Annotated in this window: 16 protein-coding genes, 1 tRNA gene and 2 pseudogenes; 8 read left to right on the plus strand and 11 right to left on the minus strand. The window is 44.4% G+C overall.

All coding sequences use genetic code 11. The annotated features are described in order from the left end of the window. The first annotated feature begins 17 nt into the window (after positions 1–17). Both MSHOH_RS19615 and MSHOH_RS19620 read left to right on the plus strand, forming a co-directional pair. A complete protein-coding gene (locus tag MSHOH_RS19615) occupies positions 18–467 on the plus strand; it encodes a nucleoside 2-deoxyribosyltransferase (RefSeq protein ID WP_048142224.1) in 450 nt (149 codons plus the stop codon). 151 nt (positions 468–618) lie between these two features. After that, positions 619–876, plus strand: coding sequence for a pro-sigmaK processing inhibitor BofA family protein (locus MSHOH_RS19620; RefSeq protein ID WP_048142226.1), 258 nt, complete (start codon positions 619–621; stop codon positions 874–876). Positions 877–984: 108 nt separating this feature from the next. Here MSHOH_RS19620 and MSHOH_RS19625 read toward each other — a convergent pair whose 3' ends face one another. Further along, complete coding sequence (locus MSHOH_RS19625; protein WP_239451071.1) at positions 985–1,695, minus strand: class I SAM-dependent methyltransferase; 711 nt, start codon at positions 1,693–1,695, stop codon at positions 985–987. Positions 1,696–1,712: 17 nt separating this feature from the next. Beyond that, complete coding sequence (lysS, locus tag MSHOH_RS19630; RefSeq protein ID WP_048142228.1) at positions 1,713–3,326, minus strand: lysine--tRNA ligase; 1,614 nt, start codon at positions 3,324–3,326, stop codon at positions 1,713–1,715. A 131-nt stretch (positions 3,327–3,457) separates the two neighbouring features. On the opposite strand from lysS, the gene MSHOH_RS19635 reads away from it, so the two are divergent. Beyond that, positions 3,458–3,724, plus strand: a complete 267-nt coding sequence (locus tag MSHOH_RS19635) for a hypothetical protein (protein WP_048142230.1) — start codon at positions 3,458–3,460, stop codon at positions 3,722–3,724. Positions 3,725–4,345: 621 nt separating this feature from the next. On the opposite strand, the pseudogene mtbB reads toward MSHOH_RS19635, so the two are convergent. The 8 genes and pseudogenes from mtbB to MSHOH_RS19680 all read right to left on the minus strand — a co-directional run bounded on the left by mtbB (position 4,346) and on the right by MSHOH_RS19680 (position 12,749). Further along, positions 4,346–5,749, minus strand: a pseudogene (mtbB, locus tag MSHOH_RS19645) ([dimethylamine--corrinoid protein] Co-methyltransferase). Between the two features lie 57 nt (positions 5,750–5,806). Continuing rightward, complete coding sequence (locus tag MSHOH_RS24860) at positions 5,807–5,956, minus strand: hypothetical protein (protein ID WP_204245353.1); 150 nt, start codon at positions 5,954–5,956, stop codon at positions 5,807–5,809. Between the two features lie 20 nt (positions 5,957–5,976). After that, complete coding sequence (locus MSHOH_RS19650) at positions 5,977–6,270, minus strand: hypothetical protein (protein WP_048142233.1); 294 nt, start codon at positions 6,268–6,270, stop codon at positions 5,977–5,979. Position 6,271: 1 nt separating this feature from the next. Further along, a complete protein-coding gene (locus tag MSHOH_RS19655; RefSeq protein WP_204245354.1) occupies positions 6,272–7,333 on the minus strand; it encodes a DMT family transporter in 1,062 nt (353 codons plus the stop codon). Positions 7,334–7,838: 505 nt separating this feature from the next. After that, positions 7,839–8,489 carry a cobalamin B12-binding domain-containing protein gene (locus tag MSHOH_RS19660; protein WP_048142237.1) on the minus strand — a complete coding sequence of 217 codons (651 nt, stop codon included), beginning with the start codon at positions 8,487–8,489 and terminating at the stop codon, positions 7,839–7,841. A gap of 30 nt (positions 8,490–8,519) precedes the next feature. Then, positions 8,520–10,007: pseudogene (mttB, locus tag MSHOH_RS19670) on the minus strand ([trimethylamine--corrinoid protein] Co-methyltransferase). A gap of 26 nt (positions 10,008–10,033) precedes the next feature. Then, a complete protein-coding gene (gene mtbC / locus MSHOH_RS19675; protein ID WP_048142243.1) occupies positions 10,034–10,675 on the minus strand; it encodes a dimethylamine corrinoid protein MtbC in 642 nt (213 codons plus the stop codon). Positions 10,676–11,588: 913 nt separating this feature from the next. Then, the gene (locus MSHOH_RS19680) at positions 11,589–12,749 is read right to left on the minus strand and encodes a (Fe-S)-binding protein (RefSeq protein WP_048142245.1); all 1,161 of its coding nucleotides are present in this window, start codon (positions 12,747–12,749) and stop codon (positions 11,589–11,591) included. Between the two features lie 292 nt (positions 12,750–13,041). Here MSHOH_RS19680 and MSHOH_RS19685 point away from each other — a divergent pair, with 292 nt between their 5' ends. Continuing rightward, complete coding sequence (locus tag MSHOH_RS19685) at positions 13,042–13,602, plus strand: CDP-alcohol phosphatidyltransferase family protein (RefSeq protein WP_082089430.1); 561 nt, start codon at positions 13,042–13,044, stop codon at positions 13,600–13,602. Positions 13,603–13,780: 178 nt separating this feature from the next. Then, a tRNA-Pro gene (locus MSHOH_RS19690) sits at positions 13,781–13,858 on the plus strand. A gap of 95 nt (positions 13,859–13,953) precedes the next feature. Here MSHOH_RS19690 and MSHOH_RS19695 read toward each other — a convergent pair. Next, positions 13,954–15,882, minus strand: a complete 1,929-nt coding sequence (locus tag MSHOH_RS19695) for a hypothetical protein (protein WP_162197665.1) — start codon at positions 15,880–15,882, stop codon at positions 13,954–13,956. Positions 15,883–16,054: 172 nt separating this feature from the next. Between MSHOH_RS19695 and MSHOH_RS24435 the strand changes: the two genes are divergently transcribed. The 3 genes from MSHOH_RS24435 (at position 16,055) to mutL (ending at position 21,446) form a co-directional block, all read left to right on the plus strand. After that, a complete protein-coding gene (locus tag MSHOH_RS24435; protein ID WP_048142250.1) occupies positions 16,055–16,237 on the plus strand; it encodes a hypothetical protein in 183 nt (60 codons plus the stop codon). Between the two features lie 327 nt (positions 16,238–16,564). Beyond that, positions 16,565–19,267 (plus strand): DNA mismatch repair protein MutS, encoded by a 2,703-nt coding sequence (gene mutS, locus MSHOH_RS19705; RefSeq protein WP_048142251.1) that lies wholly within the window; start codon positions 16,565–16,567, stop codon positions 19,265–19,267. Positions 19,268–19,406: 139 nt separating this feature from the next. After that, positions 19,407–21,446, plus strand: a complete 2,040-nt coding sequence (mutL, locus tag MSHOH_RS19710) for a DNA mismatch repair endonuclease MutL (RefSeq protein WP_048143673.1) — start codon at positions 19,407–19,409, stop codon at positions 21,444–21,446. Positions 21,447–21,662: the final 216 nt, after the last annotated feature.

Genomic DNA, 21,662 nt, shown 5'->3' on the forward strand with positions numbered 1-21,662 from the left:
TGGCAGGTGAAAAAGAAATGGAAAAAGCTGTAGTTTCAGGGCAGAATAAAAAGAAAATTTTCGTTTCAGGCTCTATCCGGGGAGGAAGAGAACTTCTTGAAACATACCGGTTTATGTGTGACGCTCTTGGAGAAACAGGAGCAGAAGTGCTCAGCTGGCATGTCGCAGATCCGGAGCTGGAAGAAACAGAATCAAAAATGACTGAACAGGAGATTTATGATAGAGACATGGGTCTGCTTGCAAAAAGCGATGCGCTCATTGCTGAGGTGACAGTACCATCCACGGGTGTTGGCTATGAAATATGCAGGGCTCTTGACCAGAAAATTCCTGTGCTCTGCCTGCACAGGCCCGATGCGGTAGTTTCTGCAATGGTGCTTGGAAACCCCTATCCTTCAATGAAGGTACAGACTTATTCAAACGAGGAAACACTTAAAAAAATTATTATTGAATTCATCCGGGCTCTCTGAAGAAAAATATGCCGTAAAATAGTTTTTGTTCCTTAAATAAAAAAGATCGAATGACATTTTCACAGATGTCTGGCACAATTTTTTAAAAACCCATAACTGATTCATAAAACTCAATGATAAATATAAATAATTTGAACACTATGTATAATCTATGGTAGTTGGTATTACCGAAATCTCAGTATTGATTCTGGCAGCAGTAGTGGCGTACGTGCTGTACAAAGTTCTCAAGACTGCCACCAGCCTTGCAGTAAATGCAGTACTTGGGATCTTAACCCTGATCGTAGCAAAGTTTTTGCTGGGACTTGAAATCGCAATCACCTGGATAGCAGTCCTGATTTGTGCAATCGGAGGAATTTTCGGAGCCCTTGTAATAATAGTGCTCAATTATCTTAAGATAGCTTTTGTATGAAAATAAAAACAAAAAGTAAAAATATGGTTGTTTTTAAAGTTGTGTAGAGGGTCTAAAACTGCAGCAAAGACAGGTGAGTCAGGAGTTAAGAAAAGATCCGAGTTAAATTCAAAGTTTCCGGAAAACTCCCCTGACCATGTGCCTTAGATAAGATTTCCCTCTAAAAGTTTTCTCTTTTGTTATATTTTCCAGTTCAAGAACTTCAAATTCGTAAAAAAGTGCTTTAACTTCTTCTTCAGTAAAATAATGGTAGATTATGCCATTTTTCCGGGCAAAAGTTCGTTCTTCAAACAGGTTTGAAGGCTCTCCTCCGCAACGCATATCCTCGCAGCCGAAAGCCTCGAAAAAAACGAGACCTCCGCAACTGAGAAGACGGGAAAATTCCCTGACAGCAGCCTTCCGTTCTTCTTTAAAGAGATGCTGGAGTACCCCATAACAGATTATTCCATCAAATGACCCGGACTTGAAAGGAAGAGTGTGCACGCTTGCCCCGAGATGTTCTGCAAACCTGCCGCTTCTTGCAAGCTGCATTCGGGAATTGCCAAGAGCAATTAAAGAAACATCCACACCTACCGCAGTGTAACTCCTCGAAAGCTCTCCAAGATACCTTCCGTCCCCTGAACCGGCATCCAGCACTCTCGCTCCCGGGGCAAGGTAAGCCTTCAGATCCCGGATAGAAGCAGGACCTCCCCATTTAAGGTGGGCATATTCTTTATTCCAGGCAAGAAAATGTTCCTTTGAAGAGCTTGCAGATTTTTCCATTGGTTTATCTATAATCTTTGTGTCTGTGTCTTCTATTTTCATATCCATTGTTTCCATATTCACCTGCCCTGTACTCATGCGCGCTTTTCAGGGCTGTATGTTGAAGCTTCCCTGAACCTGGTTATCAGGAAATCTTCCTCAAAGGAGGATAAGAACCAGCCTGCTTTAGGGCCCGAACTCTGCCCGAGAATTGAGGTGTAAATAGCTTTGAAAAGGTCTTTAGGGTCTACCTGAGGAGCCGGCACATTTAGCTTTTCTGCAATCAGCCGATTCAGTTCGGAACCTTCGTCTTTTGCAGAGTAGACCAGCATATGATATTCTTCTCCGCTGATTTTGCCTTTTGCTTCAATAAGGTCTGCAAACGCCCCAAGGAAGACTTTCTGGAGTTCGGAAAGGGTTGCTACCTGCACGGGAACCTTTTCTTTTACGCTAAATTTCACAAACGGAGGAGCGTAGAGTTCAAGCCATTTTGAGACATTATCTACAAGTTCCCTAATACACTTTTTATCTTCAATTGAAAAGCCTGAACGCTTTACAATTTGCAGGATCTGCTCGAAATCTCCCCTGGCAACCTGGAAAATAGTAACCATCTGCTTGAAAGGAATTTCTGGATGACAGATGCCGGTAGCCCTGGACAGCTCGTAAATCCTCCTCTCAAAATCCCCGAGGGAGGGGTCATTGTCGCGGAATTTATCTCTGAGTCTCTCGTATTCGTCAACTATAGTTAGAAGAGGCTGCCCCGGATCGAACTGAATATGTTTTTCAGGCTTCGTACGGATAATTAGATAGCGCAGGACTTCGGGAGGCACTACCTCAAGCATATCCGAAATCGAGACAACAACTCCCGTGGAAGAAGACATTGCTCCCTGTTTTCCGAGCATTATCCATTCGTAGACTATAGGGTAAGGAGGCTCATGCCCGTAGATTTCCCTAACTATCCGCTTTCCGGTATCATAAGAGCCGCCCCTTGAAGCATGGTCTTTTCCCAAAGGCTCGACGGTCACCCCGAGCACAGCCCAGCGAGCAGGCCAGTCCACTCTCCAGGTAAGCTTGCCCCCTCCTGCCATAGGGACTGTCCCCGAATGCCCACAGGCGCAGACATAGTCCACAGTTTCGGCTTCCAGGTCAAAACCCGTTACCTTTGTGGTCGTTATTTTTCCGCACTCATTACATCGTGGATTGAAGGGACTCCATTCCTCTGCCACCGTTTTGCCGGATACCTCTTCAAGAATCTTTGCAATTTCATCTCTTTTAACAAGGGCGGTCTTTATCGCTTCGGTATACATTCCTGCCCTGTACATTTCGTCTGCCCTGTAAACTTCAGGGTTGATACCCAGGCGCCTCAGGGCTTCAAGGAAAGGTTTCAGAAAATGTTCTGCATAGTTTGCACATTCGCCGCAGGGGCAGGGAACCTCGGAAATGGGTTTTCCTACATGTTCAGCATAACTTTCAGGCAGGAAAGGGTAAACCTTGCGCAGAGGATCGTAGTTGTCGGCAATGTAGATAAAACGGGCATCTGCTCCCCTGTCAAGAAGAGCCCGATAAGCAGCATCAGCAGTCACTACCTCTCTCATGTTCCCTATATGGATATGCCCTGAGGGAGTGATTCCTGTGGCAACCAGGTGTTTTCCGCTCTTATTTAACACGTCTTCTGCTATAACATCTGCCCAGTGAATTGTGTCAGCCATAGTTCTCACCAGAATTTCGAGTAGCTGTAGAGTCAGGTATGAAAACAAGAGATCAGGATCTGTTCATGCAATATCTACAGGTTGGGTTTCCTGCATAATTATCGTATCGACTAATAAACTTTGGGCTGGCAATGAAAAATCCCCAGAGCAATTCGATTTTTTCCTTATCACTATACGGGAACCGGAAAAGAGGAAAGGACAAAAGAGAAAGGGCAAAAAATAGAGAATTAACTCAAGGAGACAAAAAAAGGAAAAAAAGTAATGGAGGTTCAAAGGCAAATCTTCACAGGAGTCTGCAGAATTACGGAGATTTAAAATGGCGCTTTACAGGCAAATCAAGTAAATTTGATTTACCAATAAATAAAAGCACGTATAAATATATAAATTTATCGCATTGAGTCGATTACGTCCTTAAGAAAATAGAAATTGAAGAACAACCTTGATGAAAACAATCTGCGGAGAGTCTGAGGTTAAAAAAAAATCAAATATGAAAGAAAAATTGCAGGTTAGAGAAAATAAAAGGAAAAATAACTACAGAAAAATAAAAAATGTTAAGATATAAATTTGTCCTTGAATTTCGCCTCATTAACCATAATATGACAATATCCACAAAATTAAACTAAATATTTACTTAATGTAGTCCCTGATCAAATGATCAATAAAAGTATGTTCAGTTGAAGATTCGGGAAAGATATTCGCCATAGATCCAAAAAAGAGATCAGAGAAAGAGATTCAATCAAAAGTGTTTAATAAAAAATTAAAAAAGCAGTAGAGAGCGATTTTTGTTTTCAAGGAAGAACTTTCGAACTTGTTATGACCTCAAGAGCCGTTTTTAGATCCTGTTACTTTTGACTCAATTTTAACAGAACCTGATATCTCTCCCTGCTGCATTATAATAGAAGGAGGCAGGCTTATACCCAGGATCTGGGTTATGCCTGATACTCCTTCAATGGTCTATTTTTTAATCAACCGTTTTTAAATTGACCGTTTTTACTGAACGTTTTTAATTGACCTTTTCTTTACGGGGTCTGTTTTCTGAAGAGATTGCAGGAGTTTATCTTGACATCGAGCAGCTTCTCGATGTTCATTTTTGCGGCAATGCCTTTTGCAGCACCAGGAACTGAGGTGATCACGCCAATATCGAGCTCCTCACGGAGTTCGCGCATAACGTGCTCGTCTGCGAGGTCCCTGATTTCTACATTGAGCTTCTTTGCCACGTACTGTTTTGCTTCTTTGATCTTCATGTTCTTTGAGAACTGCATTCTTGCTACAAGGTCGCCTGCTGCTCTCATTCCTGTCATACCGGAAGCCATTATGTGAGAAATCGGCATACCCAGCGGGTCGCCGACCCCGATCTATATGCCGTCTACTCCGGCAACCTCGACCATTGCCTTGCTTGCCCTTGTAACGGCATCAATCGGAGGAGTCTCAAGCATGGGGATTCCGCCTACACCCATACCCATGTCAACGTGACAGGGAATTGGAGAAGCCTGGACAGCTGCCTTCATAAAGTTTACAGCGCGTGCAAGGTTCCACGGAGAAGTCTTGCTCGTGTTGGTGTTGCAGACTGGTCCGAAGACGTTTGCACCTGCTTTTGCAATTAAGGGAGCCTGCTGATGAGGCCAGAGCCCGGCAAGGGTCACGCCATCATACTGAAGGTTTCCGTGCATACCAAGTACGCATTCTCCAGCCATTCCAGCTTCGATGTACATGTTAGGGAATTCCTTTCTGAGAGCTTCAATTGCATGGAGAGTACCATACATGTCAGCGTCACCTGCAGCTGCGGTCGTGTCGAAGTTGACACCGTCCGCACCCGAGGCAAAGATCTTCTGCATAACCCATACGGTGTCCCTTGTAAGGTGCTCTGCTGCATGTTCCATGGAGTCCCAGGCTTCCTGGATTTTGAAAGCCTTCATCAGGTCTCCGGGGTTTTCGAAAGGTCCGTCAGGAGTATAATACAATCCCATATTCGGCATTGCGCCGTAAAAGAGAGGGATAATCATATTCTGCTGGCAGACTTCCATTGCCTGGCACTCGTTTGCAACAACCGGCTTTACAGGTTTGTAACTGTAGTCGATGTGCCCGAGTTCCATTGTGTCTGCACCAAACGCCCTTTCGTGCATCATGCAGCCTACAAGACGGCTTGAAGGAATTCCTACACCACTGTTGCCCTGATCACCGTCAAGCCTGAGAGTCCCTATGTCGTGAGTAACTGGCACTTCCATGCCGTGTTCCACACTGACCGTCTTTCCGGGCATCATAAGGATTTCTGCAAGCTTGTCGATTTCATCAGCGCTGAGATCAGGAATTTCTCCAAGGTCTGAGGCATTCGCCATTCCTGCCTCAAGTTCCTCCATGATCTTCTCTTTGGTAAGGAAGATCCTCTTCCCGTCTCCCATTCTCAAAGCATATTCGGTTGCCATTTTTTTCACCATTAATATTGTTTATAATACTAATCTGGAGCTGTATTCTTCTGGGGTTCAGAATTTGGACACGAAAGTCCTTGCCTGCCAGAGAGCAACTACTGCCAGAATAAGGATAAGGACCATCCACATGATGTCCCCGGCCGGTATGACAGAATTTGCCCAATAAACGTTGTAAGCTTCAAGAGCTGCTGCTGTTTGTGTCATTTTTAAGTCCTCCTTTAAGATTACACATACATCAGGCAGGCATCAGAACCCCGGACTTTTCCGAAATCGGTGATCACATATTTGTGCAGGAGGAAATCTTTTTTGTAGATTCCTGCTTCATCGACTTTCTGTTCGACATCTTTCAGCATCCCTCCGGATGCAAGTTCGATGATATCGAAGTTGATGCTGTCCCTGCCATAAGCACTGTTCATATTGTACTCTGCCTGGATCTTTGAAACAACCTCATAGTTCCAGTGCTCTTTTCCATCAAGGAAAAGCTCCAGAATCCTGAACTTAATAGGCCTGTTTCCCATCTTATTCACCTCTCAAAGTTTCAAGTGCACTTGCGTCTTCTGTGAACATAATGAAACTGCCAGCAATACAGAGAGTGCCGCCGACAAGAATTGTCCACTGCGGGACATCCCCGAAGAAGAGGAAGATGAATATGATTGCACAGAACCCATAGAGGTTTCCTATGCCCTGACCTCTTCCGACTCCGATAAGAGGGAAAGACTTGTACCAGCAGACATAACAGAAACCGAATGTGATACCTGCAAAGATCAGTACCAGCAGAGTAAGAGGTTCAAACGCCTGGAGTGCAAAGGAATACATAGGGAAGCCAACGATTGCCAGAATAGGCACAATAATGATCCACCAGATAATGTTTTCTCCAAGGAAACGAAGAGTCAGCCCTGCATCAGGCTCGGAAATGTCAAGCCCTTTGCCTGCGATAGCACCTTCAATGCCCCAGCCTGCGGCAGCCATCAAACCTCCGAGATATCCGATCCACTGGACGTTGCCTGACGAAAGTTCGGTCAGAAGCCCGCCGCCAAAGATTGTGACGCCTCCTACAATAATGACTGCTATGCCCATTGCTGCCCTTTTTGAGATTTTTTCTCCATACCAGTAATAAGCAAGAATCGAGCCCACCACGGGATAAAGAAGACCGGCAACTGCTGCAAATGCTCCGCCTATAAAGCCCATGGCAATAAAAGAACCGAGAATAGCCATAGGACCACCGAAGATCGAGGCAAGGAAGAACCATTTGGAACACGGATGAAACTCCTTAAGAGTCCTGCCAAGTTCTCCGTATTTGCCAAGCACTCCGTTCCAGAGCATAAGAGCAAGCATAACTGTGAGAGCATTGAAAGCGGTAATCAGTACAGCAGTTATAACCAGGGACATACCGTCCCCACTTGTTTCGGCAATAGCACTGTACATTTCATCGAATGGGTTAAGTACCCATACAACGGTCCCTGGCAAATACCAGATACCCCAGAATACAGCACAGAAAAGGGCCCACATGTACCCTTTACTGACCTTTCGTTTACTTTCCTGTTTTTTTAAGGTTTTCAAATCCACGGAAAATCCCTCCATTTTTCAGAAGCACTGTGAAATTCCCTCAGGGCAGGAATCCGTCCAACCCTATTCCACAGCCTGAAAGCACAGTTTGCGAACCCTCTATCGGGCATTTATATCTCAGGGAACTATATTCACTTTAATATTAAATTCCGACACTACAGTTTCTAGGGGACTATATTTATATTTAACTACAGTTCTAAATTACAGTCTTTGTTCTTTCACTACTATCCCATTTAGCTGCAGTTTCAGGCTTTTTGACAATCATTCAAATTTAGATTTTTAGACTTTAGAGAATTGTCAGCAGCCTTGAGATTTGCCAGAGTGTAATACTGAACAGACTTACTGCACAGTCTTTTCCATGCTTACTGGATTCCCGTGAGTTATGACAGATCCGTGATTGTGAACGGATGCGGAATTTTGTCTATGCCGTCAACTATAAGTTTCGCAGCGACTGTACAAAATAAAATTGGGCAGAGAATGCATTTGATAAAATCTTCTGCATTTTCTGCTTATCGAGCCTTTAGAGTAAGGCTGCTTTTACCTTGCTGACGACATCGGTGGCACTTTCCCCATAGAGGTCTGCGCCGATCTTGTCAGCCCAGTCCTGGGTAACGGGTGCGCCTCCGACCATGGTCTTGACCTGTCCGCGGATACCTGCTTCTTTAAGCTGTTCCTCGATCTGGATCTGGTTGACCATGGTTGTGGTCATAAGGGCGGAGGATGCGATTATCTGTGGTTTTACTTCCTTTGCCTTTTCAACGAAGGTTTTTATTGGGACATCTCTTCCGAGGTCCACGACTTTAAAGCCTGCAATGTTAAGCATGGAAGCAACAATGTCCTTTCCGATAGAGTGGATGTCGCCTTCGATGGTTCCGATGACGATGGTTCCGAGGCTCTTGGTCTGAGACTTGCGTTTTTCCATTTCCGGCTTGATGACTTCCATACCTGCGTTCATTGCTTCGGCAGCTGCAAGCACGTGGGGAAGGAAAAGGGTACCCTGTTCGAACTGTTCCCCAACTTCCTGCATACCTGCGGTAAATCCTTTTTCAATGAGCTCTACAGGGTCAATCCCTGCAGCGAGGGCTTCTTCTGCAACTTCTGCTGCGAGTTCATCATCAAAATCGGTGATTGCATCTTTTGCTTTTGCAATAATTTCTTCTTTGCTTGCCATTTTTAGATCTCCTGAATATCCTTGGTAAAATTACATGCCTCTGAAAGCTTTGTCAGCTCTGTCCACGACTGCTTTCATGTCCTTGAGGATGTCTGCATCGATTGGCTTTACTACGTGGTTCTTGAGAACATCCACGACTTTGTCGTGTGCAGCGGCTGCAAGATCCTTAGAGCCGGCTGCTGCCCAGTCTCCGAACATGCGCCTGTCTATGAGCATGGGGTCGGAGGGGTAGTTCACAAGCTGCCTGGTCTGTTTGAGGGCGAGGAAGTTGTTTCCGATACCTACTTTCTGGATGGACTCGACAGCAAGGGTTTCCTCATTAACAGGGACTCCCTGCAGGGCTTTTTTGGTCATCTTGATGATGTCGTTGTCAATAACGAGCTGTTCCATAGAGAAGGTCATACCGAGCTCAAGCATCCCGGCGCCGTACAGGGTGTTTGCACCTGCAAGGGCTGGCAGGAGACAGGTCATTGTCTTTTCGTGCCCTGCCTGGTTATCCGGGACCTTTGCATCAGACTAGGTGCCTGCCACGAATGCGGGTAGGCCATAGAACTGGGCGAGCTTTGCGACGGATGCGCTGATCAGGCCGAGTTCGGGAGATCCAACGGGGGCAGTGCCCTTCTTGAGGTCAAAAGTTGTAGTAGAGCTTCCGTACCATACCTTGCTTCCAGGAACTGTGAGCTGGGCAAGGGTGATACCTGCGAGAACTTCTGCGTTGTGGGTTACAAGGGTTCCTGCAAGATAGACAGGAGAAGAACCGCCTGACATTGCCATACTCAGGACGTTTACAGGCATTCCGAAACGTGCACCTTTGATAATGACCTGGCAAGCATTGACACTGAGTTCAAGAGGGCTGGTCGGGCAGAGGAGCATTGAGAAGATTGGCTTCTTCCTTGCTTCTTCTTCATCGCCGCCGTAGTAGGCATTTACGATGTCGCGGTAGTATTCGACGTTCTCGCCCACTGGGTCAATGTGGTGGAAGTGTTTTGCAGTGTTTGTAAGAGGGGTGAAGGTCTCGTGAACGTCCTGTGCACCCTGGCCTGCAATATCCCTTGCGGAAACAGGGAGAGAGAAGTAGTCGATGTTTTCTGCCCAGTCACAGAGCTTTGCAATGTCTGCAATGTCCTGTTCTACGGAATCAACGGTTACGTATTTTCCGTCCTGGTACTTGCACATCTTAACGCCAGTACCGAAGCAGGTCCAGTGAACCTTACCGCCGGCTTCCTGGACAGTGTTGTGCTTTTTGTCGCGTCCCCAGAGGACAAACCTGGAGGGAGCAAGCTGGAGAGCTCTTCTTACAAGATATTCAGGGATTTTTACAACATGGGTCTGTTCGTTAACTTCACAGCCATTTTCTTTGAAGATCTGCCTTGCCTCGGGGTCAGAGACCTGGACACCGGGGTCCATCAGAACTTCCATTGTGGCGTAGTGAATTGCTTTGAGTTCGTCAGTAGTAAAAAGGTTTAATTCTACACCATTAAGTGCGTTAAATCCTGCAACTGCATTACATTTTGCCATTTTTGTAACCTCCGAATAAGAATGATTTAAGCCAGCAGTTCCTTTGCTTTTGCAACGGCTTCACTTGCGTTTTCTGCATAACAGTCTGCGCCAATCTTGTCAGCCCATGCCTGGGTTGCGGGTGCACCGCCGATCATGACCTTTATTTTTTCCCTCAGCCCTTCTTCTTTGAGAAGCTCGATAACTTCCCTCTGACCTGGGAGAGTTGTGGTCATAAGAGCGGAAAGCCCGATCATATCAGCATTGACTTCTTTTGCCTTCTGGACAAAGTTTTTGATCGGGACATCACGGCCGATGTCATACACTTCAAAACCGGCAGACTGGAGCATTGTGGACACGATCGACTTGCCGATGTCATGGACATCGCCTTCTACCGTACCGTTCACAATAACGCCCATTTTAGTGCTCGCAGAGCCTTCAGGCATAAGATCCTTAAGGGCATTAACTCCTGCAGTCATTGCATCGGCAGCCATCATTACATGGGGTAAGAAAAGTTTACCTCTTTCAAAGCGGACCCCCACTTCATTCATGCCTGCTGCGAGTCCTTTTTCAATTATTTCGGAGGGATCCAGTTCTCCTTTTGCCTTTTCAACGGCAGCGAGTACCGCATCCTTCTTACAGGTAATTACTGCACCTGCAAGTTCCTGAAGCAGTTCTTCTTTGCTAATATTGCATCCTCCGTTTTATTTTTTAAGCTATGGAGACCTCTCGACAAACTATCATGATTATTTATGATTGTCTGGACTGCTAGCTCACGCTCTCCGAGTCATGAGGTGCACGAGAAGTAACTCATGATCACCATGGGTGGGAAACCACGATTACCACAAGCAAAACTGCAAAATCATGAATTCTTCATGATTGCTTACTGGGGTTCATGAGCATTTAGCAGAGGGAATGTTTTTTGTGCCATTTTAAATCCCGTCTGTTAACTCATCTTCACAGATGTCTCCAGATTAAACTTCTCTTTACTGGTATAAATATTTTGTTAAAAAAGAGAACTCAAAACTAGGGGTAATATATATAATTTTTGGTTTAAATTTTTTATAGATAGTGTTCAGAGAGGAATTTAAGGAATGAACAAAAAAATATAAATATTAAACATTAAAGATGGACTTTTAAAGGCATGTAGGAAGAGAAAAAATAACCTTATCATTTTAAGAGATTAGAGGAACTAAATTAAATATAATTTTCGCTCAGTAAGGTTCAAGAGAAAAGACTAAGGCTTCTGGAACTGTTTTTGATAACAATTTCAAACCATGAATTAGAATGGTAATCAATAATCTCCTTTTTTGAACATCATTTTTCCTTATTCTAGAAGTCTTAACAGAAATCAGACAAAAAAATAAGAAAAAAGAGAAAAGAATATATATTAGATTTTTTACCGGGAAAGATTTTCTTCACAATTTTCGCCCGAAATAGAAAAACAGCTATCCAAAACACTGGGAAACCAAAAAAGAAAACAATAATAAAATAAGATAAAAGAGGGAAAGAGAAGATGAAGGAAATTATAGTCAATGTTAAGGTTTACGCAGATTCATTGAATAAGAAGAGAAGTGAAAGGAAGAGATAGGGAGTTTATGTTCAGGAGAAATATGGTTTCTTGTAACCCGAAACACATGAGCTGTAAGCCCTGTTCACAATCTCGATCATTTTCCGATCTTCCCTGTCTGTTTTCACTCCACAAGCAAGGGCAAGATATTCGGTGAGATCAAAGATCTTTATATTTTCCCTTACATTCTCATTCTCTCCGGCTTCGATAAGGTTCTGCATACAGCCCCCACAGTTTGTTACGATGACATCGCAGCCCATCTCCCTGGCAGCCCTATAGCGATCTGAAGCTACAGATAGGGATTCAGAAGGATAATTGACCCTTACTCCACCACCAAAGCCGCAGCAAGCCGAACCTTCGGGAGTTCTGTTTGCAAGCTCGGTGCCCGGAATTTTTTCAAGTATGTTCCTTGCTTCCGTGTAGATGCCCATACCGCGGGTAAGATGGCAGGGATCGTGATAAAAGACCCTGTGCTTGAGGGCATTTTCCGGAGTAAGTTTGCCTTCTTTTAAAAGCCGATCAAGGTACTGCGAGACCTGAAGAACCTCAAAGTCAAGTTTTCCAAACATGCGCGGGTAGATATCCTTAAAAGCTCTGAAGCACCCGGGACATGCAGTGATAAGGATTTTTGCTCTTCTTTTTCTGATTTCTTCGATGTTCTGCTGCCCGTGCATTCGGATGGGACCCGGATCCCCTGCACCTGCAGATACTGCCCCGCAGCAGTACTCTGTCCCGCTCAGCACAGTATAATCAACTCCTGCCTTTTCCAGAAGGGCAACAGACGCCTGCGCCATAACTTTATTGATGTAAGTGCCGGCGCATCCCGGAAAATACACAACAGACCCTGATCTGTTTGTAAACTCAAGAGTTTCATCCATTTCAGCAATCTTTTTAAAGAGATTATTTTCAGCCTCTGGGTCTACCATGGTCTGCCTGTCAGTAAGTCCGTTTTCATTAACCCATTTCTGCCGGGCAGGAGAGATCAGCGGTTTGATCCCGAGCTTCTCAGGACAGGCAGAAACACAGAGCCCGCAGGTGAGGCAGCGAAGCAGGGAGTCAGGATGGATATTAGAAGAACCCTCCAGATATTCGTAAAGTCGATTAAGCAAACTGAGATTATCATATCGAGAGCAGACCAGAAGGCACTGTCCGCATTCCATACACCTTTCCCTGTGTTTTTCCACTATATTCATATTTTAACTCCATATTATTTTAAACTCATGAGACTTTATTCTTATAGCGATCCTTAAAACCTCTTTCTGGAAAATTCCATCCCTGCAGACCATTAAATCATGAAAGCCGCCATTAAAAGATATAAAGGGTTCTCCCAACGGAACTTAGAAACTCTAATCCGGAAATCTTTAGAAAGAAGATAAGACTAATATCCAAAGATACAGTATCAATAGCCAGATAAAGGAAGGGATTGAAATATTCGATGACTTAAAAAACAGCGCAAGAAAACTGGTAATTCCATTTGCCCGCTCAATACCTCTCTCCCCAAATACTCTTACTCTGTTGGGTTTCGCTGTAAGCGTGGCTGCCGGAGCTGCGTTTGTTCTGGGCGAACCTTTTGAAGGAGGGCTCCTGATTCTCTTCAGTGGAGTCTTCGATATCCTTGACGGAGGGGTCGCAAGAGCAAAAGGCAGGATCACCCCTTTCGGAGGCGTGCTGGACTCGGTATGTGACCGCTACTCAGATGGGCTCATGTTTCTGGGGATAATGGCAGGAGCGATAAACGGAAGGCTTGTGATTCCCCCGATCATCGGAATTGACGGATGGCTCTGGTCAGGCTATGCTCTTATAGGTTCTTTTCTCGTAAGCTACACGCGTGCCCGCGCCGAGTCTGCAGGCTGTAGAAAACTATCCGTCGGAATTGCCGAACGGACGGAAAGAATGCTTATCCTGGCTTTTGGAGCACTTTCAGGATTCCTCGGATGGGCACTTGTTCTTATAGCGGTATTCTCACATATCACCATGATCCAGAGAGTAATTCGGGCAAAAAGTATACTGAGCAAGCCGTCGGAGCCCGATATCCAGAAACCGTAAGCCGAAAAAGATCCAAAAATTCGGGCAAAAGAATTCGGGAAGGCAATAGAAAAACAGTAAAGATAAGATGCTGGCTATTTTCTACCGATACGCATTTATACTACATGTTTAATTACAATAGTTGGTTGATGGCAAGTAGACGAAATCCTTTGTCATCCGATAAACAGATCTGCTCTGCGGGGCCGTAGGGTAGCTTGGTCCATCCTGCAAGACTGGGGGTCTTGCGACTTGAGTTCGAATCTCAACGGCCCCACCAGAATCAGTTTCGGCTTTTTGATGTTTTTTCATATTTTAGCAATTTTATCTTATCTGTCCGATCTTATTATATCAACCGCTAACTTTACAGAATCCTCACTTTCTTTTATGTAAAAATACAGCCAGCAAACTGAATACCCCACAAACCATTTCAAAAGCAGGTGTATTTTCAGTTCCTTTCTCAGAATTACTTACATCGTTAATCACGAAATGATGTGTTCCTGGGCTGACTGTATGAAATACATAATACACGTTATCCGCGTGAATTACATTATCAGTACTAAGAGCAGAACCATCGTATTGAGCCTGTATACCGTTCTGAATATTTGTAAGTTTTAATGTGAAGTTCTCTATCTGTTTAGTTGTGGTGATGTCCACTGAAACACCATTAGGTGTGTTATGTGCTTGGATCTTTGCGTTTTTGAGATTGTTATAGTCAGCGATCTGATCCAGGTTAGAGAAAGCCGTATAACCATGACTTCCATTTACATAATCCAATAACTTCGACATATTTTCATATAGATCTGGTCTTGTCATTATTCCCTGTATATGGCCACCAATAATGTAATTTGCCGGAAAATTGATATTATAGAAATAATTCATCCCTTCAACATTCTGTGTGTAGAAGTCTTCCGCATTATTGCAGCTAATATCAAAGGATTCCGGAATCTCTATCTCTATGAGGTTTGACTCCTTATCGTACAGAATCTTTTGTTTCGGGAAGAAAGCATTGTTGCTTGATGTGTACCCGATTGGCACATTACCTGTATACCATCCATAGTTTGTACTAATGGCAAATCCAGCATCCGATGCTGCCTGGTATGCCGGCATTGTTGCGTTGATTGCAGGGAACCGGATTGATGAAAAATCATAGTCTGAAACGCCGTAAGCTTTATTTATTATATTTTCTGCGTTAGTGACGTTTTTTTGGAACTGAGAAATGTTGTAGGCACTGGATGTCCAATCAGTGATGAAATGCGGATGGATTGTATGTGTGTCACCATACTGGGCATAATAATCAAGCCCTGTCTTTGTTGTTTTAGTGGAATTTGGTATTATGAAAAATGTGTTTAGATTCTTTACATCGGTCAGGTTTTTGCTTGCTTCCATATCAAAGAACGGTTGTACTTTAGTTATCTCTGAATCAGATGCAAGGATGTCATCTATCGTAATCGTAAATTGTTTGTCTCCTTTTGGATATGTGATACTAATACCATATGTATTATTGTCAAATCCAAGCATCCAGGCTTTCACGCCTTGGAATAATTCCGTTGCAGTCGCTCTATCGAAATAGTTACACGAGCCTCCGCTGATGAACATATTTTCATTACTATAGATAGCTCGAGCTCCGGTTTCAGGGTTTTCGAATTTTATGAGCATATCACCATCCCGAGAATTGAACATTAAAACCCTGTATCCAAAGTCCGAAATAGTTCCAGAATCAGGATTGAACGCTCTCATATATGTTGATTTTTCAGTAGAACCAAGAGAAGTGTAAGTATCACTCATACCATTTGTAATCGGATCATTTGTATCTACAGAGATCGTGCTATAGTTACCGACTATGGCCTCGGATGGTTTTCCTAATATATTGATTCTATTTGCAGATATTGTACCATCCTCTTTCAGCCGTGGATCAGCAAAAAACCAAACTCGGCCACCGCTGGAAAGGTATTTGTTGATTGCTGAAGCCGTGGTATTTGACATATGTTTGTCAGGAACAAGCAACAAATCACAGTTATCTTTAGTGAGGTTCTCAGATATTGTGGAGTCAGTGAGATATGATAACTTATATTCGAAAAACATTGATGTAAACAAAGGATCGTGAGCTACAGTATCAGTGGATGGGAGATAGACTGCTATTTTCAGTGTGTTATCTAGACAGTTTGTGTTTTTAGAATCCGCCACTGCTGGTGCGGTTATAAGTACAAGACATATTATTATGGAAAGTTTGTTTTTGATATGCATGTTAACCCCGTTAAGTACCCTAGTTCTCCAATATCCGATTACTTTCAGGTTATTCATCTTTCAGGTTGTGCATATTGCTAGTGTGAAAACTACAACAAATCGCAATACTTTTCAGATAGGCTCTTAATCGTTTCTTTTACTCCATACAGAAGTTTTTAAGTAGTAAGGTTGAATTTCCTGATAAATTTAAAGGATTAAAAGGGATACAAGACATATATAATTAAGATTAGTGATCCGCATCCTCTCTCTCCCGCATATACTTTTCCTTGATTTTCTCAATCATCTCCTCATTAGCCTCGATAACAAAAGCTCCGACATACCCGCATTCTTTGCAATGGTAGACCGCGCCTGCATATCCGCCAACCTCATAGTAAATATCCGCACTCCCGCAGACAGGACAGACTTCAACTAATTTTTCCCGGCTCAGGGCAATTCCCTCCTTTGATAAGGCTTACAATACCGAATTGTTAAATTATATATAAGAAGCATGATTCAAGATAAAGGCATAGTATTTCTAACTGATACTCAAACAGATATCCAACTAATATCCAAACAATTCAAACTCGTACTCAAACTGATACCATCAAGATCTGTCCAAATTGACATTGTCAAACTGGTACGCGAAGATACCGGGTTGATCAGTTGATACAATCAGCCGTTTATCCATCTTCTCACGCTCCAGACTCAGAGATCCGTTCCAGATTTAATACTAATATTCAAGGTTTACAGTGAGTAAAAAATGACTGAAATGATGACCCCTGCAATGCGCCAGTACTACGAAGCCAAACAGGCATACCCTGACACCCTGATCTTCTTCCGGATGGGAGACTTCTACGAATCATTCGGGGAAGACGCAAAAACCATTGCAAAAGAGCTTGAGATTACATTAACAGCCCGCGGCAAGGACAAATCAGGGGAGAGAATGCCGCTTGCAGGAATTCCCTACCATGCAATTGACACATACCTGCCCAGGCTGATAAACAAAGGGTACAAAGTAGCTATCTGTGAACAGCTTGAAGACCCAAAGCAGGCAAAAGGCGTCGTGAAGAGAGGGGTTATCAGGGTGGTAACCCCGGGAACAGCAATAGATTCTTCCATGTTCTCGGATGCTTCAAATAACTACCTTATGGCAGTTGCAGGAAGAGAAGTCGGAAAATCCGGAAAAAACGGGGAAAAAGAAATGGAGTTCGGGCTTTCCTTCCTCGATATCTCTACAGGAGAATTCCTAACAACCCAGTTTACAGATTCGGAAAGTTTCGAAAAATTACTCAGCGAACTTGCCCGCATGCGGCCTGCGGAATGCATCCTGCCCCCTGCCCTGTATGGGAATTCGGAACTCGTAGATAGGTTAAAGGACCAGACAATCGTGCAGGAATTTGCGCCGGAAATCTTCGGAATAGAAGAAGCCGGGGAAAAACTGAAAACTCATTTCAGGGTCTCAACCCTGGAGGGCATGGGCTGTGAAAAACTGGAATTTGCAGTCTATTCTGCCTGGGCTGCCCTTGAGTATGCAAAGACAACCCAGATGAGAGACCTTGAGCATATCAATACCCTCAGGACCTACTCAAACACCGAGTTCATGATTCTCGATTCCGTTACCCTGCGCAATCTTGAAATAGTGAAAAATGTGCGGGACGAAGGAGACCAGAACTCCCTTTACAGAACCCTTAACTGCACAAGGACACCTATGGGAAGCCGCATCCTGAAAAAATGGCTCTTAAAGCCGCTCCTTTCCGTAGAAGAAATCAACCTCAGGCTGGATGCAGTAGAAGAGCTGGCAGGAGACCCTCTGCTCCGCTATGATATCCGGAATTGGCTTTCGGACGTGAGGGACATTGAACGCCTCGTAGGCAGGATAGTTTACGGAAACGCCAATGCAAGGGACCTCGTAGCCCTGAAAAAATCCCTTGATGTAGTGCCCTCTATCCGGGACTGCCTCCTGGAAAAAGCCTGTGCAGAGGTGTTAAAAGAGGTTGCGGAAGGACTTGCAGCCTTTTCAGAACTGGAAGAACTGGACGAGATGATCGAGAAAGCAATTGTTGAAGAACCTCCCATAACCGTCCGGGAAGGCGGAATGATAAGACCCGGATTCAGTGAGGAACTTGACGAACTCAGGGATATTTCGAGCAACAGCAAACAATGGATTGCAGCCTTCCAGCAGAAGGAAAAGGATAGGACAGGGATCAAGTCCCTGAAAGTCGGATACAATAAAGTCTTCGGATATTATATTGAGGTTACCAATGCAAACAGCAGCCAGGTGCCTGATGACTATATAAGAAAGCAGACCATGGCAAATGCGGAACGCTTCTTTACACCTGAGCTCAAAGAAAAAGAAAGCCTGATCCTGACAGCAAACGATAAAGCCGTAGCTCTGGAATACGAAATCTTCTCTGAAATTACAGACACCCTTGCAGCTCATTCAAAGAAACTCCAGGAAACAGCAGAAGGGATAGGTTGCCTTGATGTCCTTGCAGACCTTGCCGAGGTTGCAGAAAATAACAATTATACACGCCCGCAGCTTACCGAAGACTGTAAGATCCTTATCAGGGATGGACGGCATCCGGTAGTCGAAAGTACGGTATCGGGAGGTTTTGTCCCGAACGATACCGAAATGGATTGCAAGGAAAACCAATTTTTGCTGGTTACAGGCCCGAACATGGCAGGAAAGTCCACCTATATGCGCCAGACCGCTCTTATTGCGATTATGGCTCAGGCAGGATCTTTTGTCCCGGCGTCCTATGCCTCAATAGGTGTTATTGACCAGGTATTTACAAGGATAGGGGCTTTTGACGACCTTGCAAGCGGACAGAGTACTTTTATGGTCGAGATGGTAGAGCTTGCAAACATCCTGAACAATGCAAGCCCGAAAAGCCTTGTACTGCTCGACGAAATCGGCAGGGGGACAAGCACCTATGACGGGTACAGCATTGCAAAAGCAGTTGTTGAGTTCCTGCACAACAGGGGAAAGGTAGGCGTAAGGGCTCTATTTGCAACCCACTACCATCAGCTCACAGCCCTTGAAGAGAAATTAAAACGGGTGAAAAATTATCACATAGCAGTAAAAGAAGAAGGCCACGAGTTAGTTTTCCTGAGGAAAATCGTTCCCGGAGCAACGGACAGAAGTTACGGAATTCATGTTGCAAGGCTTGCCGGAGTCCCGGAAAAAGTGATCGAAAGAGCAAACGAAATCCTCAGGGAGCTCGAAAGGGAAAGCATACTTGAGGAAACTGAGGACAGTGAAAACGGGAAAAAGAGAAAAGGCAAAGCAACCGCCCGCTATACCCAGATGCTGCTTTTCGATCCCGGAAGCAGCAGCGGAAATTCGGAAAGGGCAAAAGGAATAAGTCCTGTAGAAGCAGCCCTGAAAAAGATGAATGTGGATGAGATGACGCCAATAGAAGCCATGAACAAACTTCATGAGCTTAAGAAGTTGCTTGGTTAAAAAAATAAAAAGGAAAAAGGGATCGAAACAGGTCGAAGAGCAAATAGAATAGATGATGGAAGGACAGATGAAAGAGCAGGTTGAAGGAAAGCTTGAAGAGCAAACAGGAAAGCAAGCTGAAAAAAAGCTGGAAAAGAATATGGAAAAACAGGGAAATAAAATCCGGATTCTTGATAAAGACACAATAAACAAGATCGCAGCCGGAGAAGTAATAGAGCGTCCGGCATCCGTGGTAAAGGAATTGGTAGACAATTCGATCGATGCCGGAGCAACAGAAATCCGCATAGAAGTTGAGAAGGGAGGAAAACATTCCATCCTTATCCGGGACAACGGCTGCGGGATGAGCAGAGACGATGCTCTCCTTGCGTATAAAAAACACGCAACAAGCAAACTCACGAGGATCGAAGACCTGGATACGATCTCTACAATGGGTTTCAGGGGGGAAGCTCTTGCCTCCATAACCGCCATTGCAAAGGTGGAAATCCTTACCCGTCCCCCGGAAGAGATTGCAGGCACGAAAGTTGTAATAAATGGAGGAAAAGTAGAGGAGACATCGGACGCAGGCACGGCTCCGGGAACATCGGTGCACGTAAAAGACCTTTTCTATAACACGCCTGCAAGGCGCAAATACCTGAAAACCGACCGTACTGAACTTGCCCATATCACTGATACCGTTATGAGACTGGCTCTGGCAAATCCGGGAATTTCCTTTACCCTGCTAAGCGAAGGAAAGCCAGTCCTCAGAAACACGGGGTCAAGTGATCCTTTTAACAGCATGGTAAATCTGCTCGGACCTGAGACTGCTCGGGCAATGCTTCCTCTAGAGTACATGACAGAAGAATTTGAAATTCGGGGCTATATCTCAAAACCCGAACTGAACAGAGGAGATAGTGACCAGCTCTTTCTTTTCGTAAACACCCGTCCTGTAACTTCGAAAACCATTAACACAGCCGTCCGTGAAGGATACTACACAAAAATGCCAAAAGGCCGATATCCTGTAGCTGTGCTTGCCCTTACCCTCGATCCTGGAGAAGTGGATGTAAATGTCCATCCCCGAAAAGCCGAAGTCCGCTTCAGCCGGGAAAAGGAAGTAGGGGATGCAGTTGTTCATGCAGTTGAAAAGGTCCTTTCTGAACACGGGCTCGCCCCAGAGATAAGGGAAAAAGAAGGAAAAGGATTACAGAAAACCTTTGAGGTTCCGGAATCATCAGGAAAACTTCAGAGACCAGATATCTCAGGAGCAATTCTTAAGAAGAGAGTGACGGAAGAAATAGGGAACGAAGGGAATGAAGCCGGAAAAGGAGCTGGAAGCGAATCAGGGACTCCAGGGGTTTCAGGAATTTCAGAGGAGTCCGGGATTATGGAAACCGGGAACAGGGTCTTGAGAGATAAGTCCGAAGCTTATACCTATCCGGTAAAGGATACGGAGAGAAGGCTGAAAAAATCCGAGCGCCTTCTTGAGTTTGCAGGAGAGAGTGAACAGAAAAAGGCAGAAGAGAAAGAAGGAGAGCTGGCGAGTAAGAAAACAGAGGAAAAATTGAGTGAAAAAATAATCGCAGAGGAAAAGCAAAACGAGAAGCTTAGACAAAAAGCAAACACTGACCTTCTCGAAGACCTTCGGATCATAGGTCAGGTTTCCAGGATGTATATCCTCGCCGAAAGAGGGGAAGACCTTATAGTTATCGACCAGCACGCAGCCCATGAGCGTATCCTTTACGAACAGGTTTTGAAAAGCAAAAAGTCAAGGGTACAGGAACTGATCACCCCTGTAATGATAGAACTTACTCCAAAAGAAAAGGTGCTCATGGAAGAATACATACCCTGCCTTGAGGAGTACGGATTCGGGATTTCGGAGTTTGGAGATAATACCTATGTGGTCACCTTTGTGCCCGAAGTCTTCGGAAGGCTTGAGGATACTGACGTAATCCATGATGTGATATCTGACCTGCTGGCTGAAGGAAAGGTCAAAAAGGACACAGGGATTTCGGAAAAAGTGAGCAAGACCCTTGCCTGCAGGGCAGCAATTAAAGGAGGAGCAGCCTGCACCCCAAAGCAGATGGAAGATTTGATAGAGCAGCTCAAAACAGCTGAAAATCCCTACTCCTGCCCTCATGGAAGGCCGACAGTCATAACCTTTACGAAAAGCGAACTGGATAGAATGTTTGCAAGAACCTCGTAAACGACGTTAACCGAATAAAGAAAGAGTTGAAAAAATCCAGAAACAAAAGATGTTCAGGAGAGAAGATGCCCATATAAAAAATACAATCTTTCGATAAAATATATAGAAAGGATACTGATTATTGTTTATTAAGGGACCAAACGGGGTTCCACTTGAAATCTACCTTTATTTTCCTATAGATTTATATAATATAACTGATATTTAGAGTAGATGTCA

This window comes from Methanosarcina horonobensis HB-1 = JCM 15518 (assembly GCF_000970285.1).
Lineage (GTDB): Archaea > Halobacteriota > Methanosarcinia > Methanosarcinales > Methanosarcinaceae > Methanosarcina > Methanosarcina horonobensis.

What these genes read in the sequence shown, in the direction of transcription:
- MSHOH_RS19615 (WP_048142224.1), top strand. Translation starts at nt 18, where the DNA reads ATGGAAAAAGCTGTAGTTTCAGGGCAGAATAAAAAGAAAATTTTCGTT.
- MSHOH_RS19620 (WP_048142226.1), top strand. Translation starts at nt 619, where the DNA reads ATGGTAGTTGGTATTACCGAAATCTCAGTATTGATTCTGGCAGCAGTA.
- MSHOH_RS19625 (WP_239451071.1), bottom strand. Translation starts at nt 1,695, where the DNA reads ATGGAAACAATGGATATGAAAATAGAAGACACAGACACAAAGATTATA.
- lysS (WP_048142228.1), bottom strand. Translation starts at nt 3,326, where the DNA reads ATGGCTGACACAATTCACTGGGCAGATGTTATAGCAGAAGACGTGTTA.
- MSHOH_RS19635 (WP_048142230.1), top strand. Translation starts at nt 3,458, where the DNA reads ATGAAAAATCCCCAGAGCAATTCGATTTTTTCCTTATCACTATACGGG.
- MSHOH_RS24860 (WP_204245353.1), bottom strand. Translation starts at nt 5,956, where the DNA reads ATGACACAAACAGCAGCAGCTCTTGAAGCTTACAACGTTTATTGGGCA.
- MSHOH_RS19650 (WP_048142233.1), bottom strand. Translation starts at nt 6,270, where the DNA reads ATGGGAAACAGGCCTATTAAGTTCAGGATTCTGGAGCTTTTCCTTGAT.
- MSHOH_RS19655 (WP_204245354.1), bottom strand. Translation starts at nt 7,333, where the DNA reads ATGGAGGGATTTTCCGTGGATTTGAAAACCTTAAAAAAACAGGAAAGT.
- MSHOH_RS19660 (WP_048142237.1), bottom strand. Translation starts at nt 8,489, where the DNA reads ATGGCAAGCAAAGAAGAAATTATTGCAAAAGCAAAAGATGCAATCACC.
- MSHOH_RS19680 (WP_048142245.1), bottom strand. Translation starts at nt 12,749, where the DNA reads ATGAATATAGTGGAAAAACACAGGGAAAGGTGTATGGAATGCGGACAG.
- MSHOH_RS19695 (WP_162197665.1), bottom strand. Translation starts at nt 15,882, where the DNA reads ATGAATAACCTGAAAGTAATCGGATATTGGAGAACTAGGGTACTTAAC.
- mutS (WP_048142251.1), top strand. Translation starts at nt 16,565, where the DNA reads ATGACTGAAATGATGACCCCTGCAATGCGCCAGTACTACGAAGCCAAA.
- mutL (WP_048143673.1), top strand. Translation starts at nt 19,407, where the DNA reads ATGGAAAAACAGGGAAATAAAATCCGGATTCTTGATAAAGACACAATA.